Origin of the sequence: Lentzea guizhouensis, from assembly GCF_001701025.1 — a bacterium.
GTDB classification, from domain to species: Bacteria; Actinomycetota; Actinomycetes; order Mycobacteriales; family Pseudonocardiaceae; genus Lentzea; species Lentzea guizhouensis.
In genome coordinates, this window is record NZ_CP016793.1 from 2,873,032 (window position 1) to 2,892,594 (window position 19,563).

The 19,563-nt window shown below is 68.4% G+C and carries 19 protein-coding genes, 2 tRNA genes and 2 pseudogenes; 12 read left to right on the plus strand and 11 right to left on the minus strand.

Translation table 11 applies throughout. The features are described 5' to 3' along the window. Window positions 1-74 precede the first annotated feature (74 nt). From BBK82_RS14390 to pknB, 4 genes are read left to right on the plus strand one after another with little or no spacing between them, the layout of a single operon-like run. Complete coding sequence (locus BBK82_RS14390) at window positions 75-1,442, plus strand: FtsW/RodA/SpoVE family cell cycle protein (RefSeq protein ID WP_083268801.1); 1,368 nt, start codon at window positions 75-77, stop codon at window positions 1,440-1,442. Continuing rightward, entirely contained in the window at window positions 1,439-2,914 is a 1,476-nt protein-coding gene (locus BBK82_RS14395) for a peptidoglycan D,D-transpeptidase FtsI family protein (protein ID WP_065915477.1), read from the plus strand. The genes BBK82_RS14390 and BBK82_RS14395 overlap by 4 nt, the downstream gene beginning before the upstream one ends. Further along, on the plus strand, window positions 2,914-4,443 hold the full coding sequence (locus BBK82_RS54060; RefSeq protein ID WP_065915478.1) for a serine/threonine-protein kinase: 1,530 nt from the start codon (window positions 2,914-2,916) through the stop codon (window positions 4,441-4,443). The genes BBK82_RS14395 and BBK82_RS54060 overlap by 1 nt, the downstream gene beginning before the upstream one ends. A 55-nt stretch (window positions 4,444-4,498) precedes the next feature. Continuing rightward, window positions 4,499-6,502: a Stk1 family PASTA domain-containing Ser/Thr kinase gene (gene pknB / locus BBK82_RS14405; protein ID WP_065915479.1), complete on the plus strand. Its 2,004-nt coding sequence runs from the start codon at window positions 4,499-4,501 to the stop codon at window positions 6,500-6,502. A 60-nt stretch (window positions 6,503-6,562) separates the two neighbouring features. Here pknB and BBK82_RS14410 read toward each other — a convergent pair whose 3' ends face one another. After that, window positions 6,563-7,204, minus strand: coding sequence for an aminodeoxychorismate/anthranilate synthase component II (locus BBK82_RS14410; protein ID WP_065915480.1), 642 nt, complete (start codon window positions 7,202-7,204; stop codon window positions 6,563-6,565). A gap of 77 nt (window positions 7,205-7,281) precedes the next feature. On the opposite strand from BBK82_RS14410, the gene BBK82_RS14415 reads away from it, so the two are divergent. The 3 genes from BBK82_RS14415 (at window position 7,282) to BBK82_RS14425 (ending at window position 9,631) form a co-directional block, all read left to right on the plus strand. Further along, a complete protein-coding gene (locus tag BBK82_RS14415; protein WP_237048194.1) occupies window positions 7,282-8,625 on the plus strand; it encodes an FAD-dependent oxidoreductase in 1,344 nt (447 codons plus the stop codon). A gap of 86 nt (window positions 8,626-8,711) precedes the next feature. Continuing rightward, a complete protein-coding gene (locus BBK82_RS14420; RefSeq protein WP_065915481.1) occupies window positions 8,712-9,173 on the plus strand; it encodes a hypothetical protein in 462 nt (153 codons plus the stop codon). Continuing rightward, on the plus strand, window positions 9,170-9,631 hold the full coding sequence (locus BBK82_RS14425) for a hypothetical protein (protein ID WP_065915482.1): 462 nt from the start codon (window positions 9,170-9,172) through the stop codon (window positions 9,629-9,631). The genes BBK82_RS14420 and BBK82_RS14425 overlap by 4 nt, the downstream gene beginning before the upstream one ends. Here the strand turns inward: BBK82_RS14425 and BBK82_RS51580 are convergent. Then, window positions 9,618-9,773, minus strand: a complete 156-nt coding sequence (locus BBK82_RS51580; protein WP_170067916.1) for a hypothetical protein — start codon at window positions 9,771-9,773, stop codon at window positions 9,618-9,620. The two genes, BBK82_RS14425 and BBK82_RS51580, sit on opposite strands and share 14 nt — an antisense overlap. Beyond that, on the minus strand, window positions 9,773-10,783 hold the full coding sequence (locus tag BBK82_RS14430) for a class E sortase (RefSeq protein ID WP_083268802.1): 1,011 nt from the start codon (window positions 10,781-10,783) through the stop codon (window positions 9,773-9,775). Before BBK82_RS14430 ends, BBK82_RS51580 begins: the two co-directional genes overlap by 1 nt. 407 nt (window positions 10,784-11,190) lie before the next feature. Here BBK82_RS14430 and crgA point away from each other — a divergent pair, with 407 nt between their 5' ends. Together crgA and BBK82_RS14440 are read left to right on the plus strand one after the other, a co-directional pair. Beyond that, entirely contained in the window at window positions 11,191-11,457 is a 267-nt protein-coding gene (gene crgA, locus BBK82_RS14435; protein ID WP_065915483.1) for a cell division protein CrgA, read from the plus strand. 220 nt (window positions 11,458-11,677) lie between these two features. Beyond that, complete coding sequence (locus BBK82_RS14440; RefSeq protein WP_083267956.1) at window positions 11,678-12,073, plus strand: PH domain-containing protein; 396 nt, start codon at window positions 11,678-11,680, stop codon at window positions 12,071-12,073. Between the two features lie 2 nt (window positions 12,074-12,075). Here BBK82_RS14440 and BBK82_RS14445 read toward each other — a convergent pair whose 3' ends face one another. Both BBK82_RS14445 and BBK82_RS14450 read right to left on the minus strand, forming a co-directional pair. Next, window positions 12,076-12,966, minus strand: a complete 891-nt coding sequence (locus tag BBK82_RS14445; RefSeq protein ID WP_065915484.1) for a rhomboid family intramembrane serine protease — start codon at window positions 12,964-12,966, stop codon at window positions 12,076-12,078. Beyond that, window positions 12,963-13,511: a peptidylprolyl isomerase gene (locus BBK82_RS14450; RefSeq protein ID WP_065921065.1), complete on the minus strand. Its 549-nt coding sequence runs from the start codon at window positions 13,509-13,511 to the stop codon at window positions 12,963-12,965. Before BBK82_RS14450 ends, BBK82_RS14445 begins: the two co-directional genes overlap by 4 nt. A 94-nt stretch (window positions 13,512-13,605) precedes the next feature. On the opposite strand from BBK82_RS14450, the gene BBK82_RS14455 reads away from it, so the two are divergent. Further along, window positions 13,606-14,172 carry a hypothetical protein gene (locus BBK82_RS14455; protein ID WP_065915485.1) on the plus strand — a complete coding sequence of 189 codons (567 nt, stop codon included), beginning with the start codon at window positions 13,606-13,608 and terminating at the stop codon, window positions 14,170-14,172. 3 nt (window positions 14,173-14,175) lie between these two features. Here BBK82_RS14455 and BBK82_RS14460 read toward each other — a convergent pair whose 3' ends face one another. Beyond that, window positions 14,176-14,709, minus strand: coding sequence for a DUF2020 domain-containing protein (locus tag BBK82_RS14460; RefSeq protein ID WP_083267957.1), 534 nt, complete (start codon window positions 14,707-14,709; stop codon window positions 14,176-14,178). Between the two features lie 111 nt (window positions 14,710-14,820). Between BBK82_RS14460 and BBK82_RS14465 the strand changes: the two genes are divergently transcribed. Continuing rightward, a complete protein-coding gene (locus BBK82_RS14465) occupies window positions 14,821-15,216 on the plus strand; it encodes a DoxX family protein (RefSeq protein WP_065915486.1) in 396 nt (131 codons plus the stop codon). Window positions 15,217-15,552: 336 nt separating this feature from the next. On the opposite strand, the gene BBK82_RS14470 is transcribed toward BBK82_RS14465, so the two are convergent. From BBK82_RS14470 to BBK82_RS54065, 4 genes and pseudogenes are all read right to left on the minus strand, one after another. Next, window positions 15,553-15,625: transfer RNA gene (locus tag BBK82_RS14470), tRNA-Ala, on the minus strand. 51 nt (window positions 15,626-15,676) lie between these two features. After that, a pseudogene (locus BBK82_RS52710) lies at window positions 15,677-15,796 on the minus strand (DLW-39 family protein); the annotation flags it as partial. A 137-nt stretch (window positions 15,797-15,933) separates the two neighbouring features. Beyond that, window positions 15,934-16,007, minus strand: a tRNA-Ile gene (locus BBK82_RS14475). Between the two features lie 74 nt (window positions 16,008-16,081). Further along, window positions 16,082-16,465: pseudogene (locus BBK82_RS54065) on the minus strand (DUF3566 domain-containing protein); the annotation flags it as partial. Between the two features lie 27 nt (window positions 16,466-16,492). On the opposite strand from BBK82_RS54065, the gene BBK82_RS54070 reads away from it, so the two are divergent. Then, window positions 16,493-16,648, plus strand: coding sequence for a hypothetical protein (locus BBK82_RS54070; protein ID WP_237048530.1), 156 nt, complete (start codon window positions 16,493-16,495; stop codon window positions 16,646-16,648). Window positions 16,649-17,006: 358 nt separating this feature from the next. Here BBK82_RS54070 and gyrA read toward each other — a convergent pair whose 3' ends face one another. Next, complete coding sequence (gene gyrA, locus BBK82_RS14485; protein WP_065915487.1) at window positions 17,007-19,550, minus strand: DNA gyrase subunit A; 2,544 nt, start codon at window positions 19,548-19,550, stop codon at window positions 17,007-17,009. Window positions 19,551-19,563 lie beyond the last annotated feature (13 nt).

Consider the following 19,563-nt stretch of genomic DNA (forward strand, 5'->3'; position numbering starts at 1 on the left):
CACCAGTCGCATCGGTGGCGAACACCACGTCGCCAGGACTGCGACCGCCCACGCGGCGCGGCACCGAACTGGTGATGCTCTCGTTCGCCGCCGGGCTCGTCACGCTGGCGCTGATCCTGGTCGAGCTGAACCAGGAACGCTCGCTGAGCCTGCGGATCCTGTGGCTGGGTCTCGCTTACCTCGGCCTGTTCGCCTGCGCGCACCTCGCCGTGCGCCGCTGGGCGCCCTACGCCGACCCGGTGATCCTGCCGTGCGTCGCGTTCCTGAACGGGCTCGGCCTGGTGGTCATCCACCGGATCGACCTCGCCATGGAGGGCACCGTCTTCGACGACGGGTCGACGTGGGACCCGATGGCGTTCAAGCAGGTCATCTGGACCGCGATCGGCTTGTTGCTGTTCGCGGCCACGCTGAAGTTCCTCACCGACCACCGCACCCTGGCGCGGTTCGGCTACACGTTCGGCCTGGCCGGGCTGGTCGCCCTGCTGCTGCCCGGTGTGCTGCCCGGCTTCATCGCGCCGACGATCAACGGCGCCAAGATCTGGCTGCGGATCGGCCCGTTCTCGATCCAGCCGGGTGAGTTCGCCAAGATCCTGCTGATGGTCTTCTTCGCCGCGTTCCTGGTGTCGAAGCGGGACCTCTTCACCACCGCGGGCCGCCGGTTCCTCGGCATGGACCTGCCGCGTGCCCGCGACCTCGGCCCGCTGTTCGCGGCGTGGGGCGTGGCGGTCGCGGTCATGATCCTGCAGAAGGACCTCGGCTCCTCGCTGCTGTTCTTCGGCATCGTGCTGGTGCTGCTCTACGTCGCCACCGAGCGCGCCGCCTGGGTGGTGCTCGGCCTCGGCCTGTTCGCCGGCGGTGCCGTGATCGCGTGGAAGCTCTTCACGCACGTCCAGCAGCGCGTGGCGAACTGGTCGGACCCGATGGCCACCTACAACGAGGACGGCGGCGGCTACCAGATCGCGCAGTCGCTCTTCGGTCTGGCGACCGGTGGCATCGGTGGTGCCGGCCTCGGCGCCGGCCGGCCGGAGATGATCCCGGAGTCGAACACCGACTTCATCACCGCGGTGATCGGTGAGGAGCTCGGGTTCGTCGGCTTCGCGGCACTGCTGCTGGTCTACATGGTCGTCGCGATGCGGGGCCTGCGCAGCGCCATCTCGGTGCGCGACAGCTTCGGCAAGCTGCTGGGCGGCGGTCTCGCGTTCGCCATGTGCTTCCAGGTGTTCATCGTCGTCGGCGGTGTCACCAAGTTGATCCCGATGACGGGCATCACCGCCCCGTTCCTGTCCAAGGGCGGTTCATCGCTGCTCGCGAACTACGTCCTGATCGCGTTGCTCCTGCGGATCTCCGCGGCCGCGCGGGCCCCGCAGCGGGCTCCCAAGCCGAAGCCGCAGCAGCCGGCCATCGCCGACCAGCACACTGTGATGGTGGAGCGTCCGAAATGAACACACCGCTCCGCCGAGTCGGCTTCGCCATGATGGTGATGATCCTGCTGTTGCTGGGCAACGCCACGTGGGTGCAGGTCATCAACGCCGACGAGTGGCGCAAGAACCCGAACAACCGCCGGGTCCTCCTCGACGAGTACGGCCGCAAGCGCGGCCTGATCATGGCCGCCGACGGCATGGTCATCGCGGACGTCAAGGAGACGACGGACCGGCTGCGGTACCTGCGCACCTACGCGGCACCCCAGGCGTACGCGCAGGTGACGGGGTACCTCTCGGTCACCTACGGCACCTCCGGCATCGAGCGTGCCGAGAACGACCTGCTCAACGGCTCCGACGACCGGCTGTTCACGCGCCGCGTCTCGGCGTTGATCACCGGCCGGGACCCGGTCGGCGGCAACGTGCAGCTGACGCTGGTGCCGAAGGTGCAGCAGGTCGCCTACGAGCAGCTGGCCGCGAAGGGCTTCCGCGGCTCGGTCGTGGCGATCAAGCCGGAAACCGGCGAGATCCTCGCGATGGTCAGCACGCCGTCCTACGACCCGAACCTGCTGGCGAGCCACGACTCGGCCCAGCAGCAGTCGGCGTGGAAGCAGCTCATCGCGGAGGGCAACGGCAACCCGTTGATCAATCGCGCGACCGGTGGCCTCTACCCGCCCGGTTCGACGTACAAGGTCGTCGTCGCGGCGGCGGCGCTGGCCGACGGCAAGACCAAGGAGTCGCAGTACACCGCCGCGGGTTCGGCCACGCCGACCGGCACCACCGTGCCGCTGCCGAACTTCAACGGCCAGCCGTGTGGTGGCGGTCAGACGGCGTCGATGGAGCTGGCGCTCGCCAAGTCGTGCAACACGGCGTTCGGCGAGATGGCCGAGCAGATCGGCAAGGCCAAGCTCAAGACGCAGTCGGACAAGTTCGGCTTCAACGACGACAACCTCCAGATCCCGCTGAACGTCGAGACCTCGACCCTCGGCGAGATCCCGGACAACCCCGCGCTCTGGCAGACCGGCATCGGCCAGCGCGACGTGCGCGTGACGCCGCTGCAGAACGCGATGGTCGCGGCGACGATCGCCAACGGCGGCGAGCGGATGCAGCCGTACCTGGTGTCGAAGATCCTCGGTCCGGACCTGAAGGCGATCGACGAGACCGACCCCGACGAGATCAACACCGCGATGAGCTCGGCCAACGCGGCCGCGCTGCGCGACATGATGGTCCAGTCGGAGATCAACACCGGTGGCGAGGGCAGGCTGGCGAACGTCCAGGTGGCGTCGAAGACCGGTACCGCCGAGGTCGGCGGCAGCCGGCAGCAGACAGAGGCACCGCACGCCTGGTACATCGCGTTCGCGCCGGCGCAGAAGCCGGAGATCGCGATCGCGGTGATCGTCGAGAACGGTGGCGACCGCGGTCTCGGCGCCACCGGTGGCAAGGTGGCGGCGCCCATCGGCCGCGCGGTGATGAACACGTACCTGGCGGGTCGCTGATGCTGACCACGGGCCAGCTCCTCGCCAACCGCTACCGCCTCACCAGGCGGATCGCGGTCGGTGGCATGGGCGAGGTCTGGGAGGCGGCCGACGACCGGCTCGACCGGCGGGTCGCCGTCAAGGTGCTCAAGGCGGAGCTCTCGGGTGACGCCGAGTTCCTGCACCGCTTCCGGGTGGAGGCCCGGATGACCGCGTCGCTCAACCACCCCGGCATCGCGTCGGTCCACGACTACGGCGAGACGGCGTCCGTCACCGACGGGCCGGAGGACACCGCGTACCTGGTGATGGAGCTCGTCGAGGGCGAACCGCTCGCGACGATCATCTCCCGCGGCCGGCTCACCGCCGAGGTGACGCTGGACCTGCTGGAGCAGACCGGCAACGCGCTGCAGGCCGCGCACGAACGCGGACTGGTGCACCGGGACGTCAAGCCGGGCAACATCATGGTCACGCCGTCGGGCAAGGTGAAGATCACCGACTTCGGTATCGCGAAGGCCGTCGACGCCGCTCCCGTGACACGATCCGGCATGGTCATGGGCACCGCGCACTACATCGCTCCCGAGCAGGCGCTCGGCGGCGAGGCCGAACCGGCGAGCGACGTCTACTCGCTGGCCGTGTGCGGCTACGAATGCCTTGCGGGACACCGGCCGTTCCTGTCGGACAACGCGGTGACGGTCGCGATGATGCACATCCGCGACATCGCGCCGCCGTTGCCGCCGGACGTGCCGCCGGGTGCCCGCGCGTTGATCGAGGCGACGCTGGTGAAGGACCCGCGGCAGCGCTACCGCACCGGGGGCGAGTTCGCCGCGGCGGTCAGCGCGGTGCGGGTGGGTCAGCCGCTGCCGACGCCGTCTGGGTTCACCATGCCGCCGATCCCGCAGCAGGTGCTCCCCCAGCAGATGGCATCTCAGCAAGTGCCGCAGCAGTTGCCGCCCCAGCAGGTGCAGCAGCAGGTGGTTCCGCAGCAGCCGCCGCCCCAGGCGTCGCAGCCGTTGCCGGTGCCGCCGCCGATGCCGCACCACTCCGGCGGACAGCCGCGCGCGGGTACCCATCCGACGATGCAACCGGTACAACAACCGGTGCAGCACACCGGAACGTTCGGCCCGATGCAGCCGCCACCCGCGAGAAACCGGGTGACCGTGTGGGTTATGGTCGCTCTTCTGGTGATTGCGCTGCTGGTGATCGGCGGGGTCGTCGTCTGGAAGCTGACCACCAGGACGAACGCCGGTGGCGGACAGAGCGGCTCGACGCAGACCACGAGCAGCCCGAACGCGCCGGTGAACGGCCAGGAGAAGCCCGACTCGGCCGACCGGATCCCGGGCAACCCGGCGACCCGGATCGACGAGGACGACTACATCGGTCGAAGCGGCGACGAGGTCAGCACCGAACTGGCTGGCCACGGCCTCGACCCGAAGGTGCTGAGCCCGCAGGGCACGTCACCGGGAGACCTGGAGAAGTGCCGCGTCACCGCCATCGCGCCCACCGGCGACCTGTCGGCAGGCACGCAGGTGAAGGTGACGTGCCGGCCATGAGCAAGACGAGAACCGAGATGGGAACACCGTCGATGAGGAGCGGGACGAAGCACCGATGAGCACTCCGCGACTGCTCTCAAACCGCTACGAACTGGGTGAGACCCTCGGCTACGGTGGCATGTCCGAGGTTCACAAAGGGCGGGACGTCCGGCTCGGCAGAGACGTGGCGATCAAGGTGCTGCGCGCTGACCTCGCCCGCGACGCCCAGTTCCAGGAGCGGTTCCGGCGGGAGGCGCAGAACTCGGCAGCTCTGAACCACCCGGCGATCGTCGCCGTCTACGACACCGGCGAGACGCAGACCGAGTACGGCCCGCTGCCCTACATCGTGATGGAGTTCGTCGACGGGCGGACGTTGCGCGACATCGTGAAGACGCAGGGCCCGCTGTCGGGCAAGCGCGCGATGGAGGTCATGGCCGACGTCTCGGCCGCGCTCGACTTCAGCCACCGGCACGGCATCGTCCACCGCGACGTGAAGCCGGCCAACGTGATGATCACCAAGTCCGGCGCCGTGAAGGTGATGGACTTTGGCATCGCCCGTGCCCTGCACGACGGTCAGGCCGCGGTCACCCAGACCGCCGCGGTGATCGGCACGGCCCAGTACCTGTCGCCGGAGCAGGCGCGCGGTGAGTCCGTCGACGCGCGTTCCGACGTCTACGCGGCCGGCTGCGTGCTGTTCGAGCTGCTGACCGGTGAGCCGCCGTTCACCGGTGACTCCCCCGTCGCCGTCGCCTACCAGCACGTGCGGGAGGACCCGAAGGCCCCGTCGTCGCTGAACCCGAAGGTGTCGCCGCAGCTCGACGCGATCGTGCTGAAGGCGATGGCGAAGGGCCCGGCGAACCGCTACCAGTCGGCCGCCGAGATGCGTGCGGACCTGGTGCGCGTGCTGTCCGGCCAGCGCCCGTCCGCCCCGGCCGTGATGACGGCCGAGGACCGCACGGCCGTGATGAACGAGCAGGCCCGCGCCCCGCGCACGCAGACGATCAACGGCGGCGGTCGGCACCGTCCCGCGGCGTTGAAGTCGGAGCCGGACGACGACTACGACCCGGTCGCGGACGAGGAAGACGACCGCCGCGCCAAGCGCAAGAAGACCATCATGATCGCGTTGGTGGTCGTCCTGTGCATCGCCGTGCTCGGCCTGGCCGCGTGGATCACCACCAGCCTGATGAACTCCTCCGGCAGCGACGACCCCCAGAAGGTGTCCGTGCCCGCGGTCGTCGGCATGGAGCCGTTGCTGGCCAACGACAAGCTCACCCAGGCCGGTCTGAAGCCGAAGCAGGAGCTCGTCCCCTGCGAGCCGGGCCCGAACGGTGCGGCCGCGGCGTGCACGGCCGAGCAGATCGGCAAGGTCCTGGGCACGAACCCGACCGAGGGCACCACGCTCGTCAAGGGCACCGAGGTCCTCGTCCGGGTGGGCTCGCCGCCCGGTGAGGGCACCGTGCCCGACCTGACCGGCAAGTCGCCGACCGAGGCCCAGCAGATCCTGGACAAGGACCCGAACGGCTTCAAGGTGCAGCAGAGCGACCAGTTGATCGAGACCGACGAGGCCGCCAAGGTCGGCAAGGTCGTGCAGCAGAACCCGTCGGTCGGCCTGAAGCTGAAGAAGGGTGGCACGATCACCATCAGCCTCGGCAAGGCACCGGACAAGCAGAACGTGCCCGGTGTGGTCGGTGACGACGTGAACGACGCGCGGCAGACCCTCGAAGGCTCCGGCTTCAAGGTCAACGTGCAGCCGGTGGACAGCGCGAAGCCGCTGAACGAGGTCCTCAAGCAGGACCCGGCGCCGAACACCAAGGCAGCCAAGGACACCACGGTCACGTTGCAGGTCTCGAAGGGCAACCTGTTCGAGATGCCCGACCTGACCGGCCTGTCCGCGAAGGACGCCGAGGCCCGGCTGCGCCAGCTCGGCTGGAACGGCAACTTCAACGAGGACGACCAGCAGGTGAGCAACCCGCAGCAGGACAAGAAGGTCATCGGCCAGTCCGTGCAGAAGGGTCAGGCCATCACCAAGGGCCAGGCGATCACGGTGAACGTCGGCAAGTTCGGCATCATCACGAGCTAGCTCTCGTGAGCAGCAGAAAGGGGCGGCTCCTCCTGGGAGCCGCCCCTTTCTGCTTCCGTCCTACTGCCTGGCTGCCGCGGCGAGCGTGCGCATGCCGTTCTCCAGCTGCGCGACCGTCGCCTCGGGAACCTCGAAGCCGCAGACCTTCAGCCAGTTGGCGAGCATCCGGTGGCCGCCGTCGGTGAGCACCGACTCGGGGTGGAACTGCACGCCCTCGACCGGGAGCTCCTTGTGGCGCATGGCCATCACGATGCCGGTCTCGGTCTTGCCGGTGACCTCGAACTCGGCGGAGATCGTCTCCGGCAGCACCGTCAGCGAGTGGTAGCGCGTCGCGATGAACGGCTTCGGCACGCCGTCCAGCACACCCTTGCCCTCGTGGAAGACGATGCTCGTCTTGCCGTGCAGGAGCTCCGGCGCGCGGTCGACCGTGCCGCCCCACACCACGCCGATCGCCTGGTGACCGAGGCAGACGCCGAAGACGGGCTTGCCGGTGTCGGCGCACTTCTTGATGACGTCGATGCTCGAGCCGGCGCGTTCAGGAGTCCCGGGACCGGGGCTCACCAGCACGCCGTCGACGCCGTCGATTTCGTTGAGGTCCACCTCGTCGTTGCGCCGCACGACGCACTCGGCCCCGAGCTGGGCCAGGTACTGGACGAGGTTGTAGACGAAGCTGTCGTAGTTGTCGACCACGAGCACGCGCATGGACAGAGCCTAGTCGGTCTCGTCGAGTGAGTTAGCTCTCGTCATCATTGAGGTAAGGCTATCCTAAAATAGGTGTCATGAGTCGCCCCTTGCGCGTCGCTGTCATCGGCGCGGGTCCGGCCGGTGTCTACGCGGCCGACATCCTCACCAAGTCCGACGTCGACGTGCAGATCGACCTCTTCGAGAAGCTGCCGGCCCCGTACGGCCTGGTCCGCTACGGCGTCGCGCCTGACCACCCGCGGATCAAGGGCATCGTGACCGCGCTGCAGAAGGTGCTCGACAAGCCTTCCGTGCGGTTCTTCGGCAACGTCGAGTACGGCGTCGACGTCAAGCTCGACGACCTGCGCCAGTTCTACGACGCCGTGATCTTCTCCACCGGCGCCTCCGCCGACCGCGAGCTCGACATCCCCGGCATCGACCTGCCCGGCAGCTTCGGTGCCGCCGACTTCGTGTCCTGGTACGACGGCCACCCGGACGTCCCGCGCACCTGGCCGCTGACCGCGTCGAAGGTCGCCGTCCTCGGCGTCGGCAACGTGGCGCTCGACGTCGCCCGCATCCTCGCGAAGACCGCCGACGAGCTGCTCGTCACCGAGATCCCCGCCAACGTCCACGAGGATCTCGCGCAGTCGCCGGTCACCGACGTGCACGTGTTCGGCCGCCGCGGCCCTGCCCAGGCGAAGTTCACGCCCCTGGAGCTGCGCGAGCTCGACCACTCGCCCAACGTCGAGGTGATCGTGCACGCGGAGGGCATCGAGTTCGACGAGGCCTCGATGCACGCGATCCGCACCAACAAGCAGGTCGAGATGATCGTGAAGACCCTGCAGGAGTGGGCGATCCGCGACGTCGGCAACCGCCCCCGCCGCCTGCACCTGCACTTCCTCGAGGCCCCGGTCGAGGTGCTCGGCGCCGACCACGTCACCGGCCTGCGCACCGAGACCCAGGAGCTCACCGGTGACGGCGGCGTCCGCGGCACCGGCCAGTTCACCGACTGGGACGTCCAGGCCGTCTACCGCGCGGTCGGCTACCTCTCCACCCACCTCGCCGACATCCCGTTCGACCACGTCTCCGGCACCGTCCCGCACCTGGCCGGCCGCGTGCTCGACCTCGACGAGGTCCCCATGCCCGGCGTCTACGTCACGGGCTGGATCAAGCGGGGCCCGATCGGTCTCATCGGCCACACCAAGGGCGACGCCCTCGAGACCGTCACCAGCCTCCTCGACGACGCCGCGGTCCTCCCCCAGGCCACCTCGCCCTCGCCGGACGCCGTCGTGCAGTTCCTCGAACAGCGCGCCATCCCGTTCGTCACCAACGAGGGCTGGCAGAAGCTCGACGCCCACGAGATCGCGCTGGGCGCCGCCCAGGGCCGCGACCGCGTGAAGGTCGTGCCGCGCGAGGAGATGACCTCCATCTCGAACGGCTGACCGCCGTTCTCCGATGAAGCCGCCACCGCGGTGGGCGCGGTGGCGGCTTCAGCTATATCGGTGGCTCGCATGTGGACACTGGTTGCGTGGACCCCGACCCCGACCTCGCCGCCCGCCTGACCCGTTTCAACGCCGACCTCGCCGACGGCAACCTCGAGTCCGGCGACACCGTCGGCTTCGCGTGCGACCTGCTGGTGGCCGGCCTCGACACCCCGGCGATGCGGGAGCTGGCCGGTGAGCCGCCGGTCCAGCAGCGCGCGTCCGAGACCTATGACCTGGCGCAGCAGATGCTCGTCGAGCTCGGCGTCGAGCTGATGGACCGCGAGCGGGCCGACTGGTTCCTCGGGCGGGAGGCCGCGCGCAAGGTCCTGGCCGGGGCGCCCCGGTCCGAGTGGGACGGCCACACCTTCCGCATCACGCTCCAGTTCTCCCGCGACGACGACGAGGTCTACTGGGCACTCGCCCGCTACGACAGCGACCCGGAACCGTTCCTCGCCTACGCGCGCGAGTACGTCCGGATGGCCGACGAACGGCTGGGTGCACCGTGAACGCCGAGCTGCGCGAACGTTTGCTGCTCCTCAACGCCGGTCTGCCGTCGTGCTACGGCGAGGAGGCGGTCTGGCTCGCGTGCGACCTGCTGGTCGCCGGGATCGAGACGCCGGCGATCGCCGAACTGGCCGGTGAGTCGCCGGCGCGGCTGACCGACGGCGAGGCGGCGCCGCTCGTCGACCGCGTGCTGGCCGAGCTCGGCATCCCGCGGTTGACCGAGGAGCAGGCCGAGTGGGTGGACCTGCGGGAGATCGCGCGCGGCGTCATCGCCGGCGGCAGGCAGGTCGAGCACTGGGCGTGCTGCGACGTGTCCCTGATCGCCGAGCGGTGGGGCGGCGACCAGCTCTGGCCGCTGATCGAGGCGGTCGGCTACGAGCCGGGGCCGGTCGACCCGCGCGTGCTGCAGCTGCTCCGCGAGTTCGTGGAGGTCGCCGATCAGCGCATCACTCGGTGGTGACGTTGTTGAACGGCAGCAGCGGTTCCGCCCACGGGAACACCACGAACATCAGCAGCGCCACTACGGCCAGGACCAGGACGACCGCCTCGATGACGCGCAGGAACAGCGGGCCCGGAAGGTGCCGCCAGATCCAGCTGTACATCAGGCCTCCGTCATCTCGGGCGGCACGAAGCCGTCGGCGACCGGGTAGCTCTTGGTCTCGACCGCGTGCACGATCAGGCGCTGCTTGTCGGAGAAGCGCGGGTGGCAGGTGGTCAGGGTGAGCAGGCGGGCCTGCTGCTCGGCCGGCACCGCCGCGGCCGTCTGGTACGGCACGGGGGCGATGACCTCGCCCTGGCTGGGCAGCACGATCTCCTGGCCGACGGTCTTGGCGTAGGCGTCGCCGAGCGTCGTCGACAGCGGGGCGATGCCGGCGCAGGCGGGTTCTTTGGCCTTCGGGTTCGAGGCCCAGCCGGCGACCTCGGACTTCATCGGCAGGACGCGGTAGACGAACCACTGGGTCTGGGTCTGCACCACGATGGCGTTGCAGGACTCCAGCAGGTCGAGGTCGTTGAACGGCGCACCCTTGCCGACGCGGTGACCGGCGATGGAGAAGTTGCCGGGCTCGCCGGGCTGCGCGGTGTCCTTGTAGTGGCCGGGGCCGATCTCGAGGTGCTTGTCGGTGGTGCCCTCGACCACGGAGAACTTCCAGTCGCTGCCGAAGACCGGGATGTACATCTTCGCGAAGGCCTTGCCCTCGATGAGGTTGAGCTTCGCCTGCCGGTTCGGGTCGGCGGCCGGGGGCGGCGTGACGGTGTTCGCGTTCCACTCGGAGTCGAGCGCCGCGGTGACCTCGTCCTGCTTCTGCGCGGAGAACAGGTCGGTCACGTAGACCTCGTAGACGACGAACAGCAGGACGACGAGACCCATCGTGATGAGCGCCTCGCCAAAGCCGCGGACGGCCTTGCGGCGGAAGCTCTCCGGCGGGAGGGCGTCCTTGCCGTCCTTGCCGTCTTCGTCGTAGTACTCGTCGTCGTAGTAGTCGTCGTACTCGTCGTAGTCGTCCTCGACCTTCGGGATCACCTCGGTGGGCGGGTCGACCGGGCGGGGACGCGGACGTGGTGGCGGGCCCTGCGGACCGGGACGCCGGCCGTTCGGTGCACCTTGACGCATGCCCTGCGGCACCCCACCCGGAGGCGTCGGCGGCATTCCGCCAGGAGGCATGGGCGGCATTCCGCCAGGAGGCGTCGGCGGCGGGACGGGACGGCGCGGCGGGGCGCCGGGCGGAGGCAGGCTTCCGGAGAAAGCGCTGGTGAACTGGGTGGCTTCCGCGGACGGCGACGGGTGCGGCGAGGGCGACGACCGCACGTGGTGCAGGTCGTCACGACGGGGTGCAGGACGCCGTGGCGGCGGCTGCTGCGGTCCCGAGTTCACCTGAGAACCTCCGGCCGGACTGTGAACGGATTACAACTGCGTCTTGCCAGGTGGTTCGCTCACCACCTCGGCTACGTTAACGTGTCTGCTGAGTAGTGCACGTAAACTCGCGTCACTCACGGATATCCACGTCAGGCGAGGACAGCATGCCCAAGTCGAAGGTCCGGAAGAAGGCGGTCTACACCGCACCCACTGACCGCCGCACACCGGTCAAGGTCAAGGCAGCGGGGCCGTCTCACCCGGTCTACGTCGTCATCATGCTCGGCTTCATGCTGCTCGGCCTCGCGTGGCTCGTCGTGAACTACATCGCGGCCGAGAAGATCCCGTTCATGCTCGAGCTGGGTGCGTGGAACTTCGCCATCGGCTTCGCGCTGATGATCATCGGTCTCCTCATGACGATGCGCTGGCGGTAGTCCGCCCCTGCTACGGCTGGTCATCGTCGGCCCGGACGTCACACGTCCGGGCCGACGTTTGTTCGCACCGGGTTCACCTGGTTCATCTGCGCGCCACCGAAGCACACGGCTGTAAGTCATCCCCATTGGGGACAACCCCTGTGGACAACTTTGCGCGAAATTGCACAAGCGCCGATCCCGCACTTCAGTTGTCCACAATTCATGCGGGACACTCGATGGTGTGACTCGCTCCTGGTCCACGCCCGCGCCGCTCGTCGCCGTCGCCTGGGTGTCCGCCGCCCTGCTCGCCTTCGCCACGGTCATCACGACCGAGAACGCGGGCCGCCTGCTCATCGGACTGGCAACGCTGCTGGTCAGCTACCTCGCGGCGTTCGCGTCCCTCGCCAGGCCGAGGCTCAGCGCCGACGCCGACGGGCTCGCCGTGCGCGGCTTCGCGAGCACCACGCACCTGCCGTGGCACGAGGTGAAGGTGAAGCTCCAGCACACCCGCAGGCTCGGGCGGGAACAGCAGACATTGGAGCTCGACGCCGACGACCGTCTCGTGGTGCTCACGAAACTGGACCTCGGCGCCGATCCGGAAGAAGTGGCGAGTGTGCTGCACGCACTGCGCCCGTGAATTCAGATCCCCATGAGGTTCATGAGGTCGTTTGCCCGCAACGCGAACATGCCCGCTATCAACACGACCGCGGCCACCACGGCCCCGATCTGGTAGAGGTTCCGGTTCTCGCGCGGCGCCCTGACCATCGCGAGCGTCAGCAGCCCGCCGATCACGAAGCCGCCGAGGTGGGCGAGCAGTGAGGCGTTGGTGAAGAGGTTCGACACCAGGTTGATCACCACGATCACCACGACCGTCGAGATGTCGCGCTTCTTGCGCCGCCACACGACGATCAGGGCACCCATGATGCCGAACACCGCACCGGACGCTCCGGCGAGCCAGCCACCGGCGTTGCCGAAGTAGAACGCGGCCGCGTTGCCGCCGAACAGCGCCAGGAAGTACACGACGGTGAACCGCAGCCGGCCGAGCTCGGGCTCGACGCTCGACCCGGCGATGTAGAGCACCGCCATGTTGAGCACCAGGTGCCAGATGCCGATGTGCATGAAGCCCGAGGTCAAGATCCGCCACCACTCGCCGTTCGCGACGAGGACGGGTTGGAGCGCGGTCTCCGCGAAGATCGCGGAACGCTGGTTCACGAGCGGGTTGCCCGCCTGCACCGCGGTGGCGATGAACGCGAGCGCGTTCAGCACGATCAGCACCGGCGTGACGACCAGGCGTCCCTCGGTCTGCTCGGCTCCCACCAGGGTCTGCGAGCGACGGCCCGACTTGCGGCCCTCGCCGACGCAGTCGACGCACTGCATGCCGACCGCGGCCTCGCGCAGACAGTCCGGGCACGCCGGACGGTCGCACCTCGTGCAGCGCAGCCGGGTGGGCCGATCGGCATGACGTGCGCAGACCGGCGTTTCCGGCTGCGCTCCGATCGGCCCGTCCGGTGGAACCAGAGCGTCGCTCACGCGCGTTCGATCGTGACCCGCTCGATCTTGATGTCGTTGACGGGACGGTCGCCCGCGCCGGTCGCGGTGCCACCGATCGCGTCGACGACGTCGCGCGACTCCTGGTCGGCGACCTCACCGAAGATCGTGTGCTTGAAGTTCAGCCACGTCGTCGGCGCCACGGTGATGAAGAACTGCGAGCCGTTGGTGTTGGGCCCGGCGTTCGCCATCGCGAGGAGGTACGGGCGGTTGAACTGCAGGTCGGACGTGAACTCGTCGGCGAAGCGGTAGCCGGGGCCACCGCGGCCGGTGCCGGTCGGGTCACCGGTCTGGAGCATGAAGCCGGCGATGACGCGGTGGAACAGGGTGCCGTCGTAGAACGGACCCGATTTCGTACCGCTCGCGTTCGCCTCGGTGTACTCCTTCGAGCCCTCGGCGAGCCCGACGAAGTTCGCCACCGTCTTGGGAGCGTGGTCGGGGAACAGGTTCAACCGGATGTCGCCCTGCGTGGTGTGCAGGGTCGCCGTCACCTTGGTCCCGACGAAGGATTCGTTGCTGTCAGCCACCACCCCATCGTGCCATCACAGGCGGGGATGTTCAGAAACGGGCACGATGGGTACCTCTATTGACATCACCGGACGACAACGTGTGGAGCACAGAATGGACGAGGTGGACGTCATGACCCGCGCCGGCGAATCGGTTGGCAAGGCTGTCGGCACCGGTCTGAAGGCCGCGCGTGAGGGTGTCGTTCGCGCTGGTCACGTCGCGGAGGTCAAGCTCGCTGAGCGTGGCATCACGGCCGACCAGGTCCGCGGCGCACTCGTCGACCGCGCCGACCAGCTCATGGGCAAGGCCGAGGACTGGGAGAAGCAGACCCGCAAGTCCCGCAAGCGCCTCGCCAAGAAGAGCGCTCAGACGCGCGCCGACCTCATGACCAAGGCCGATGTGGTGCGCAAGGAGGTGCGGAAGGCGGCCAAGCACGCCAGGAAGGACGCCAAGGTCCGCGCCAAGGAACTCCGCAAGGCCGCGGCCAACCTGGGTGCCGAGGCACCGAAGCGCCGCCGTTGGCCTTGGGTGCTGGGCCTGCTCATCGCGGCCGCGGCAGCCGGCTACGTCGCGCTGACCCGCAAGCCGGAGGAGGTCCACCTGCACGAGGAGGACCAGGCCCCGCACGCGGAGCCGGTCCTCAACGGCCAGGTCCCGACCCAAAAGGAACCCGTCAAGTAGTAGCTAGATCCCGAGGTTCTTGATCGCTTCTTCCGCGATCCGACGAGCCTTGATCGACTGCTTTTGGTTCGTAGTGACCACAACAGCGGCGTCGCTCTTCGCCACGGCGTAGACGACGCCGTTGTTGCTGCTCACGTACCCACCGGTCCAGCCGGTGGGCGAGTTGGCGGGCTGTGAACCGTCCGGCGCCGCCTCGTTGACGATCGTCTTCGCGATCCTCTGGTCCCCCGCGTACACCCGCACGGTCAACTGGATCTCAGTCGCCGTGGCGTAGAAGAAACACGCGGGGTGTGGTTCGTCCGTTGACAGTTTCACCTTCGGCACCAGCTGCCCGTTCGCCTCGGCCACGTACGACGTCGGCAGGTAGGGGCAGGTGCCGTCCTTCGCGGGTTTCGGCACGGGCGGCACTGTCGGTGCGGCGCTGGTCGTGGTCACGACCGGCGGGATCGACGTGGTGGGCACCGGCACGTTCTGGGCGGCCTGGGAGCCGCACGCGGCGAGGACGCCGAGCAGGGGCAGCAACAGTGCTCGTTTCATAGGGGCAACAGTCAACCAGATACCAACAGGCGCTCTACCGGCACACTCTAAATTGGTCCATACCTTTTGTGCCCTGATCCCCTGCCCCTCGCCCCGGAAGGACCCGCGATCATGGAGTTCCTGGAGCAACGACGAGAGCACGCCCTCGCGCTCTTCCGCATCGTCATCGGCCTGTTCTTCGTCATGCACGGCGTGCAGAAGGTCATGAAGGGAACCGAGCTGCTGTCCTGGCCCGGCGGCCCCATGAGCCTCATCGAGCTGATCGGCGGCGGCCTCATCGTCATCGGTCTGTGGACCCGCTGGGCAGCGCTGCTCAGCTCCGGCGCCATGGCCTACGCCTACTTCGTCGTGCACCAGCCGAAGGCTCTCTTGCCCATCCAGAACGGCGGCGAGCTCGCCGCCATCTACTCGTGGGCGTTCCTCCTGCTGGCCTTCACAGGCGCCGGCGCCTGGTCCATCGACAAGCTCCGCCAGTCCTCGAAGCAACGCACCCTCACCACCGCCTGACCGCACGCCCGACCGCCGAAGCCCTGTTCGCAACGAGGCGAACAGGGCTTTCGTGCATCCACGGGACGAGCCCGGCCAGAGGCGAGAGGCAAGTCGCCAAGAAGGCGGCCGGTCAGCGAGATCCGAGGCCGAACCACCGGATGGCCCACGACGCCTGAAGCAGCCGGGCCGGGTCCCGGGGCGAGCCGCCGGGAGGGCCGGCAACGCCGAAGGCGGCCGGCCGGGGGTCCGGGGGCGGAGCCGCCCGGCTGGGGTCTGGGGGCTCGGCCTCCAGAAAACACTTCGGGCCGAGGAGGTCTGCGCTTTTCGCAGACACTCCTCGGCCCGAGGTACGAATGGAGACGAGGGGAATCGAACCCCTAACCCCCGCCTTGCAAAGGCGGTGCTCTGCCAATTGAGCTACGTCCCCGAGATCTTGGGGGCGACGCGGCAGGCCGCCCGCGAGATCAGGCTGTGATCAGTCGGTGGGGGCGGTGGCCTCGCGCCACAGGTCCGCGTCGGCCTTGGCGGAACGGCTGCGCTTCACGAAGAACAGGACCGCACCGGCGACCACGACGAGTGCGATGAGCTTCTTGGCCACTCTGAACCCCTCCAACAAGACTGTGATGGCCCCGACGTACCGCACCAGCCTACAGGCTTCGCAGATGATCAGCCGGGGCTCTGGAACTCAAATCCAGACAGAAAACGATGATGATTCGAGGAAAGTTCCGAATCGAGTGGGCCTAGGAGGACTTGAACCTCCGACCTCTTCATTATCAGTGAAGCGCTCTAACCGCCTGAGCTATAGGCCCTCGATCAACTGCCGCCCTCTCGGGGCGACGAGGAGAACCTTACAGGATCGTCCTCGTCGCTCCCAAATCGGGGGTCACTCCCTCTCGGAGAGCGTCAACTCCAAGCCACCGGCCAGGTCCGCGGACACGTTGTAGACGAACGCGCCGACGGTCGCGAGGGCGGTGAACAGCACGATGTTGACCGCTCCGATGATCGCCGAGACGCCGAACACGCGACCGGCGCTGATCAGTGGTTCACCGGGATCGTTGGCCTGGAGGAGGTCGTTCGCGGTGCTGTTGATCTTGTCCCAGACGCCCATGCCGTGCAGCACGCCGTAGAGCACGCCGACGGCCACGAGCCAGACGAAGAACAGCGCGACGCCGAGCACCAGAGCGAGCTTGAGCACCGACCACGGGTCGACGCGCTTGATCTGGAGCGAGGCGCGGCGCGGACCGCGGCCGGGGCGGCGGGCCGACGGGTGGCCGCGGCGGGGCGGGCGCCGCCCGTGCCGAGGTTCACCGACGTGCGGCTGCTGCCCAGGCCCACCGGTACGGCCGAGCCCCCGACCACGGGCTTCTGCACCTTGACGGTGTCCGGGTCGGTGCTCGGGAACGCCGGCTCCGCCGAGGACGGCACCGGCGGGGCACCTGGCACCACGTAGGCGTCCTGCTGGACGGCCTCCGTGTCGTTCGTCACGCGCTGCCACGGCGGCGGCGTGGTGACGATCGGCTCTTCGGCGACGGGCACCGGCTCCGAGGCCGGCGCCTCGACCGTCTTGTCCTTGGCCGCGGTGGGCTGAGCAGCGGTCTCGGCGGAGACCGGCTTCGTCTTGTCCTTGGCCGAGGCGTCCTGCCCGTTCCCACCCGAGGGACCGGAAGCGGCCGACCCGGCGTCGTCCGCCGGCTTGTCCGCACTTTGCGGCGTCGGCTTGGTGATCACGGCGGTCTTGTCCGCGTCCCGGCCTTCGCGGTTCTCGGGTGGAGTCACGAGGTTGTCCTTGGCCTCTCGCTGATGCCCGACTACTCAGCCGAGTCGGTTGGGGTTTCTGCCTGGTCGGCGGCAGAGCCCTCCGCGGCAGACGTCTCACCGTTAACGACGTCGCTGGGCTCGTCCGCGTTGCGTGCGACAGCGATCAAAGTGGTGCTTTCGCCGAGGTTCATCAGCCGCACGCCCTTCGTCTGCCGACCAGCCTTGCGCACCTGCTCGGCACGGGTCCGGATGACCCCGCCGGTCGAGGTGATGGCGTAGAGCTCGTCGTCGACATCGACGATGAGCGCGCCCACCAGCCTGCCACGTCGGCGGTCGTGCTGAATGGTCAGCACACCCTTGCCGCCCCGACCTTGGACCGGGTAGTCCTCGATCGGAGTTCGCTTCGAGTACCCACCGTCCGTCGCGACCAAAACGAAGAGACCCTCTTGGACGACGCCGACCGAGAGCAGCTCGTCGTCGGCGTTGAACCGCATGCCCTGCACGCCTGACGTGGCGCGCCCCATCGGGCGCAGCACGTCGTCGGTCGCGTGGAAGCGGATCGACTGGCCGTCCGCGGACACCATGAGCAGGTCGTCATCTGCCGAGCACAGCACGGCTCCGACCAGCTCGTCGTCCTCACGGAGGTTGATGCCGATAAGTCCACCCGATCGGTTGGAATCGAAGTCGGACAGCTTCGACTTCTTCACCAGCCCCTTCCGGGTGGCGAGCACGAGGTACGGCGACACCCCGTAGTTCTTGATCTGGATGACCTGCGCGATCTCCTCCTCCGGCTGGAACGCGAGGAGGTTCGCGACGTGCTGGCCGCGGGCGTTGCGGTTCGCCTCCGGCAGCTCGTACGCCTTCGCGCGGTACACACGGCCCTTGTTCGTGAAGAACAGGATCCAGTCGTGCGTCGAGCACACGAAGAAGTGCGCGACGATGTCGTCCTGCTTGAGCTGCGCGCCCTGCACGCCCTTGCCGCCGCGTTTCTGCGCCCGGTAGAGGTCGGTCTTGGTGCGCTTCGCGTAGCCGGTGCGCGTGATCGTGACGACCACGTCCTCGACGGCGATCAGGTCCTCCATGGACACGTCGCCGTCGAACGGGATGATCTTCGTGCGGCGGTCGTCGCCGAACTTGTCCACGATCGCCGTGAGCTCGTCGCGGACGATCTTGCGCTGCCGCTCCGGCTTCTCGAGGATGTCCTTGAGGTCGGCGATCTCCAGCTCGATCTCGGCCAGCTGGTCGATGATCTTCTGGCGCTCCAGGGCGGCCAGGCGGCGGAGCTGCATCTCCAGGATCGCGTTGGCCTGGACCTCGTCGACCTCGAGGAGCTCCATCAGGCCCGTGCGCGCGATGTCCGGCGTCTCGGACCGGCGGATCAACGCGATCACCGCGTCGAGCTGGTCGAGCGCCTTCACCAGACCGCGCAGGATGTGGGCGCGTTCCTCGGCCTTGCGCAGGCGGAACTTGGTCCGCCGCTGGATGACCTCGATCTGGTGCTTCACGTAGTGGCGGATCATCTGGTCGATCCGCAGCGTGCGCGGCACGCCGTCGACCAGCGCCAGCATGTTCACGCCGAACGAGTACTGCAGCTGGGTGTGCTTGTAGAGGTTGTTCAGCACGACCTTGGCCACCGCGTCGCGCTTGAGCGTGACCACGATGCGCATGCCGATGCGGCGGTTCGACTCGTCGGCGATGTTCGCGATGCCGGTGAGCTTCGCGTCGCGCACCAGGGCGGCGATGTTCTCGACGAGGTTGTCCGGGTTGACCTGGTACGGCAGCTCGGTGACGACCAGGATCGTGCGGCCCTTGGCGTCCTCGTCCATCTCGACGACCGCGCGCATGCGGACCGAGCCGCGGCCGGTGCGGTACGCGTCCTCGATGCCGGAGGTGCCGAGGATCTGGCCGTACGTCGGGAAGTCCGGGCCCTTGATCCGGGCGATCATCGCCTCGAGGGTCTCCTCGTCGGAGGCCTCGTGGTTGTCGAGCGCCCACACCACCGCGTCCGCCACCTCGCGGAGGTTGTGCGGCGGGATGTTGGTCGCCATGCCGACCGCGATGCCCGAGCTGCCGTTGATCAGCAGGTTCGGGATGCGCGACGGGAGGACGACCGGCTCCTGGATGCGGCCGTCGTAGTTGTCGCGGAAGTCGACGGTCTCTTCCTCGATGTCGGCCAGCATGTGCATGGCCAACGGGGAGAGCCGGCACTCCGTGTACCTCATGGCGGCAGCCGGGTCGTTGCCCGGCGAGCCGAAGTTGCCCTGCCCCTGGATCAACGGGTAGCGCAGCGCCCACGGCTGGGCGAGACGCACCAGCGCGTCGTAGATCGCCGAGTCGCCGTGCGGGTGGTAGTTGCCCATCACGTCGCCGACGACGCGCGCGCACTTGTTGAAGCCGCGGTCGGGGCGGAAGCCGGAGTCGAACATCGAGTACAGAACGCGGACGTGCACGGGCTTCAGCCCGTCCCGCACGTCCGGCAGCGCACGACCCACGATGACGGACATCGCGTAGTTGATGTACGAGTTCTGCATCTCCTGCTGGATCTCGACCGGCTCGATGCGGTCGTGCTCCGGGGGCAGCGTCGTCTCGCTCACTGATGTTCTTCCT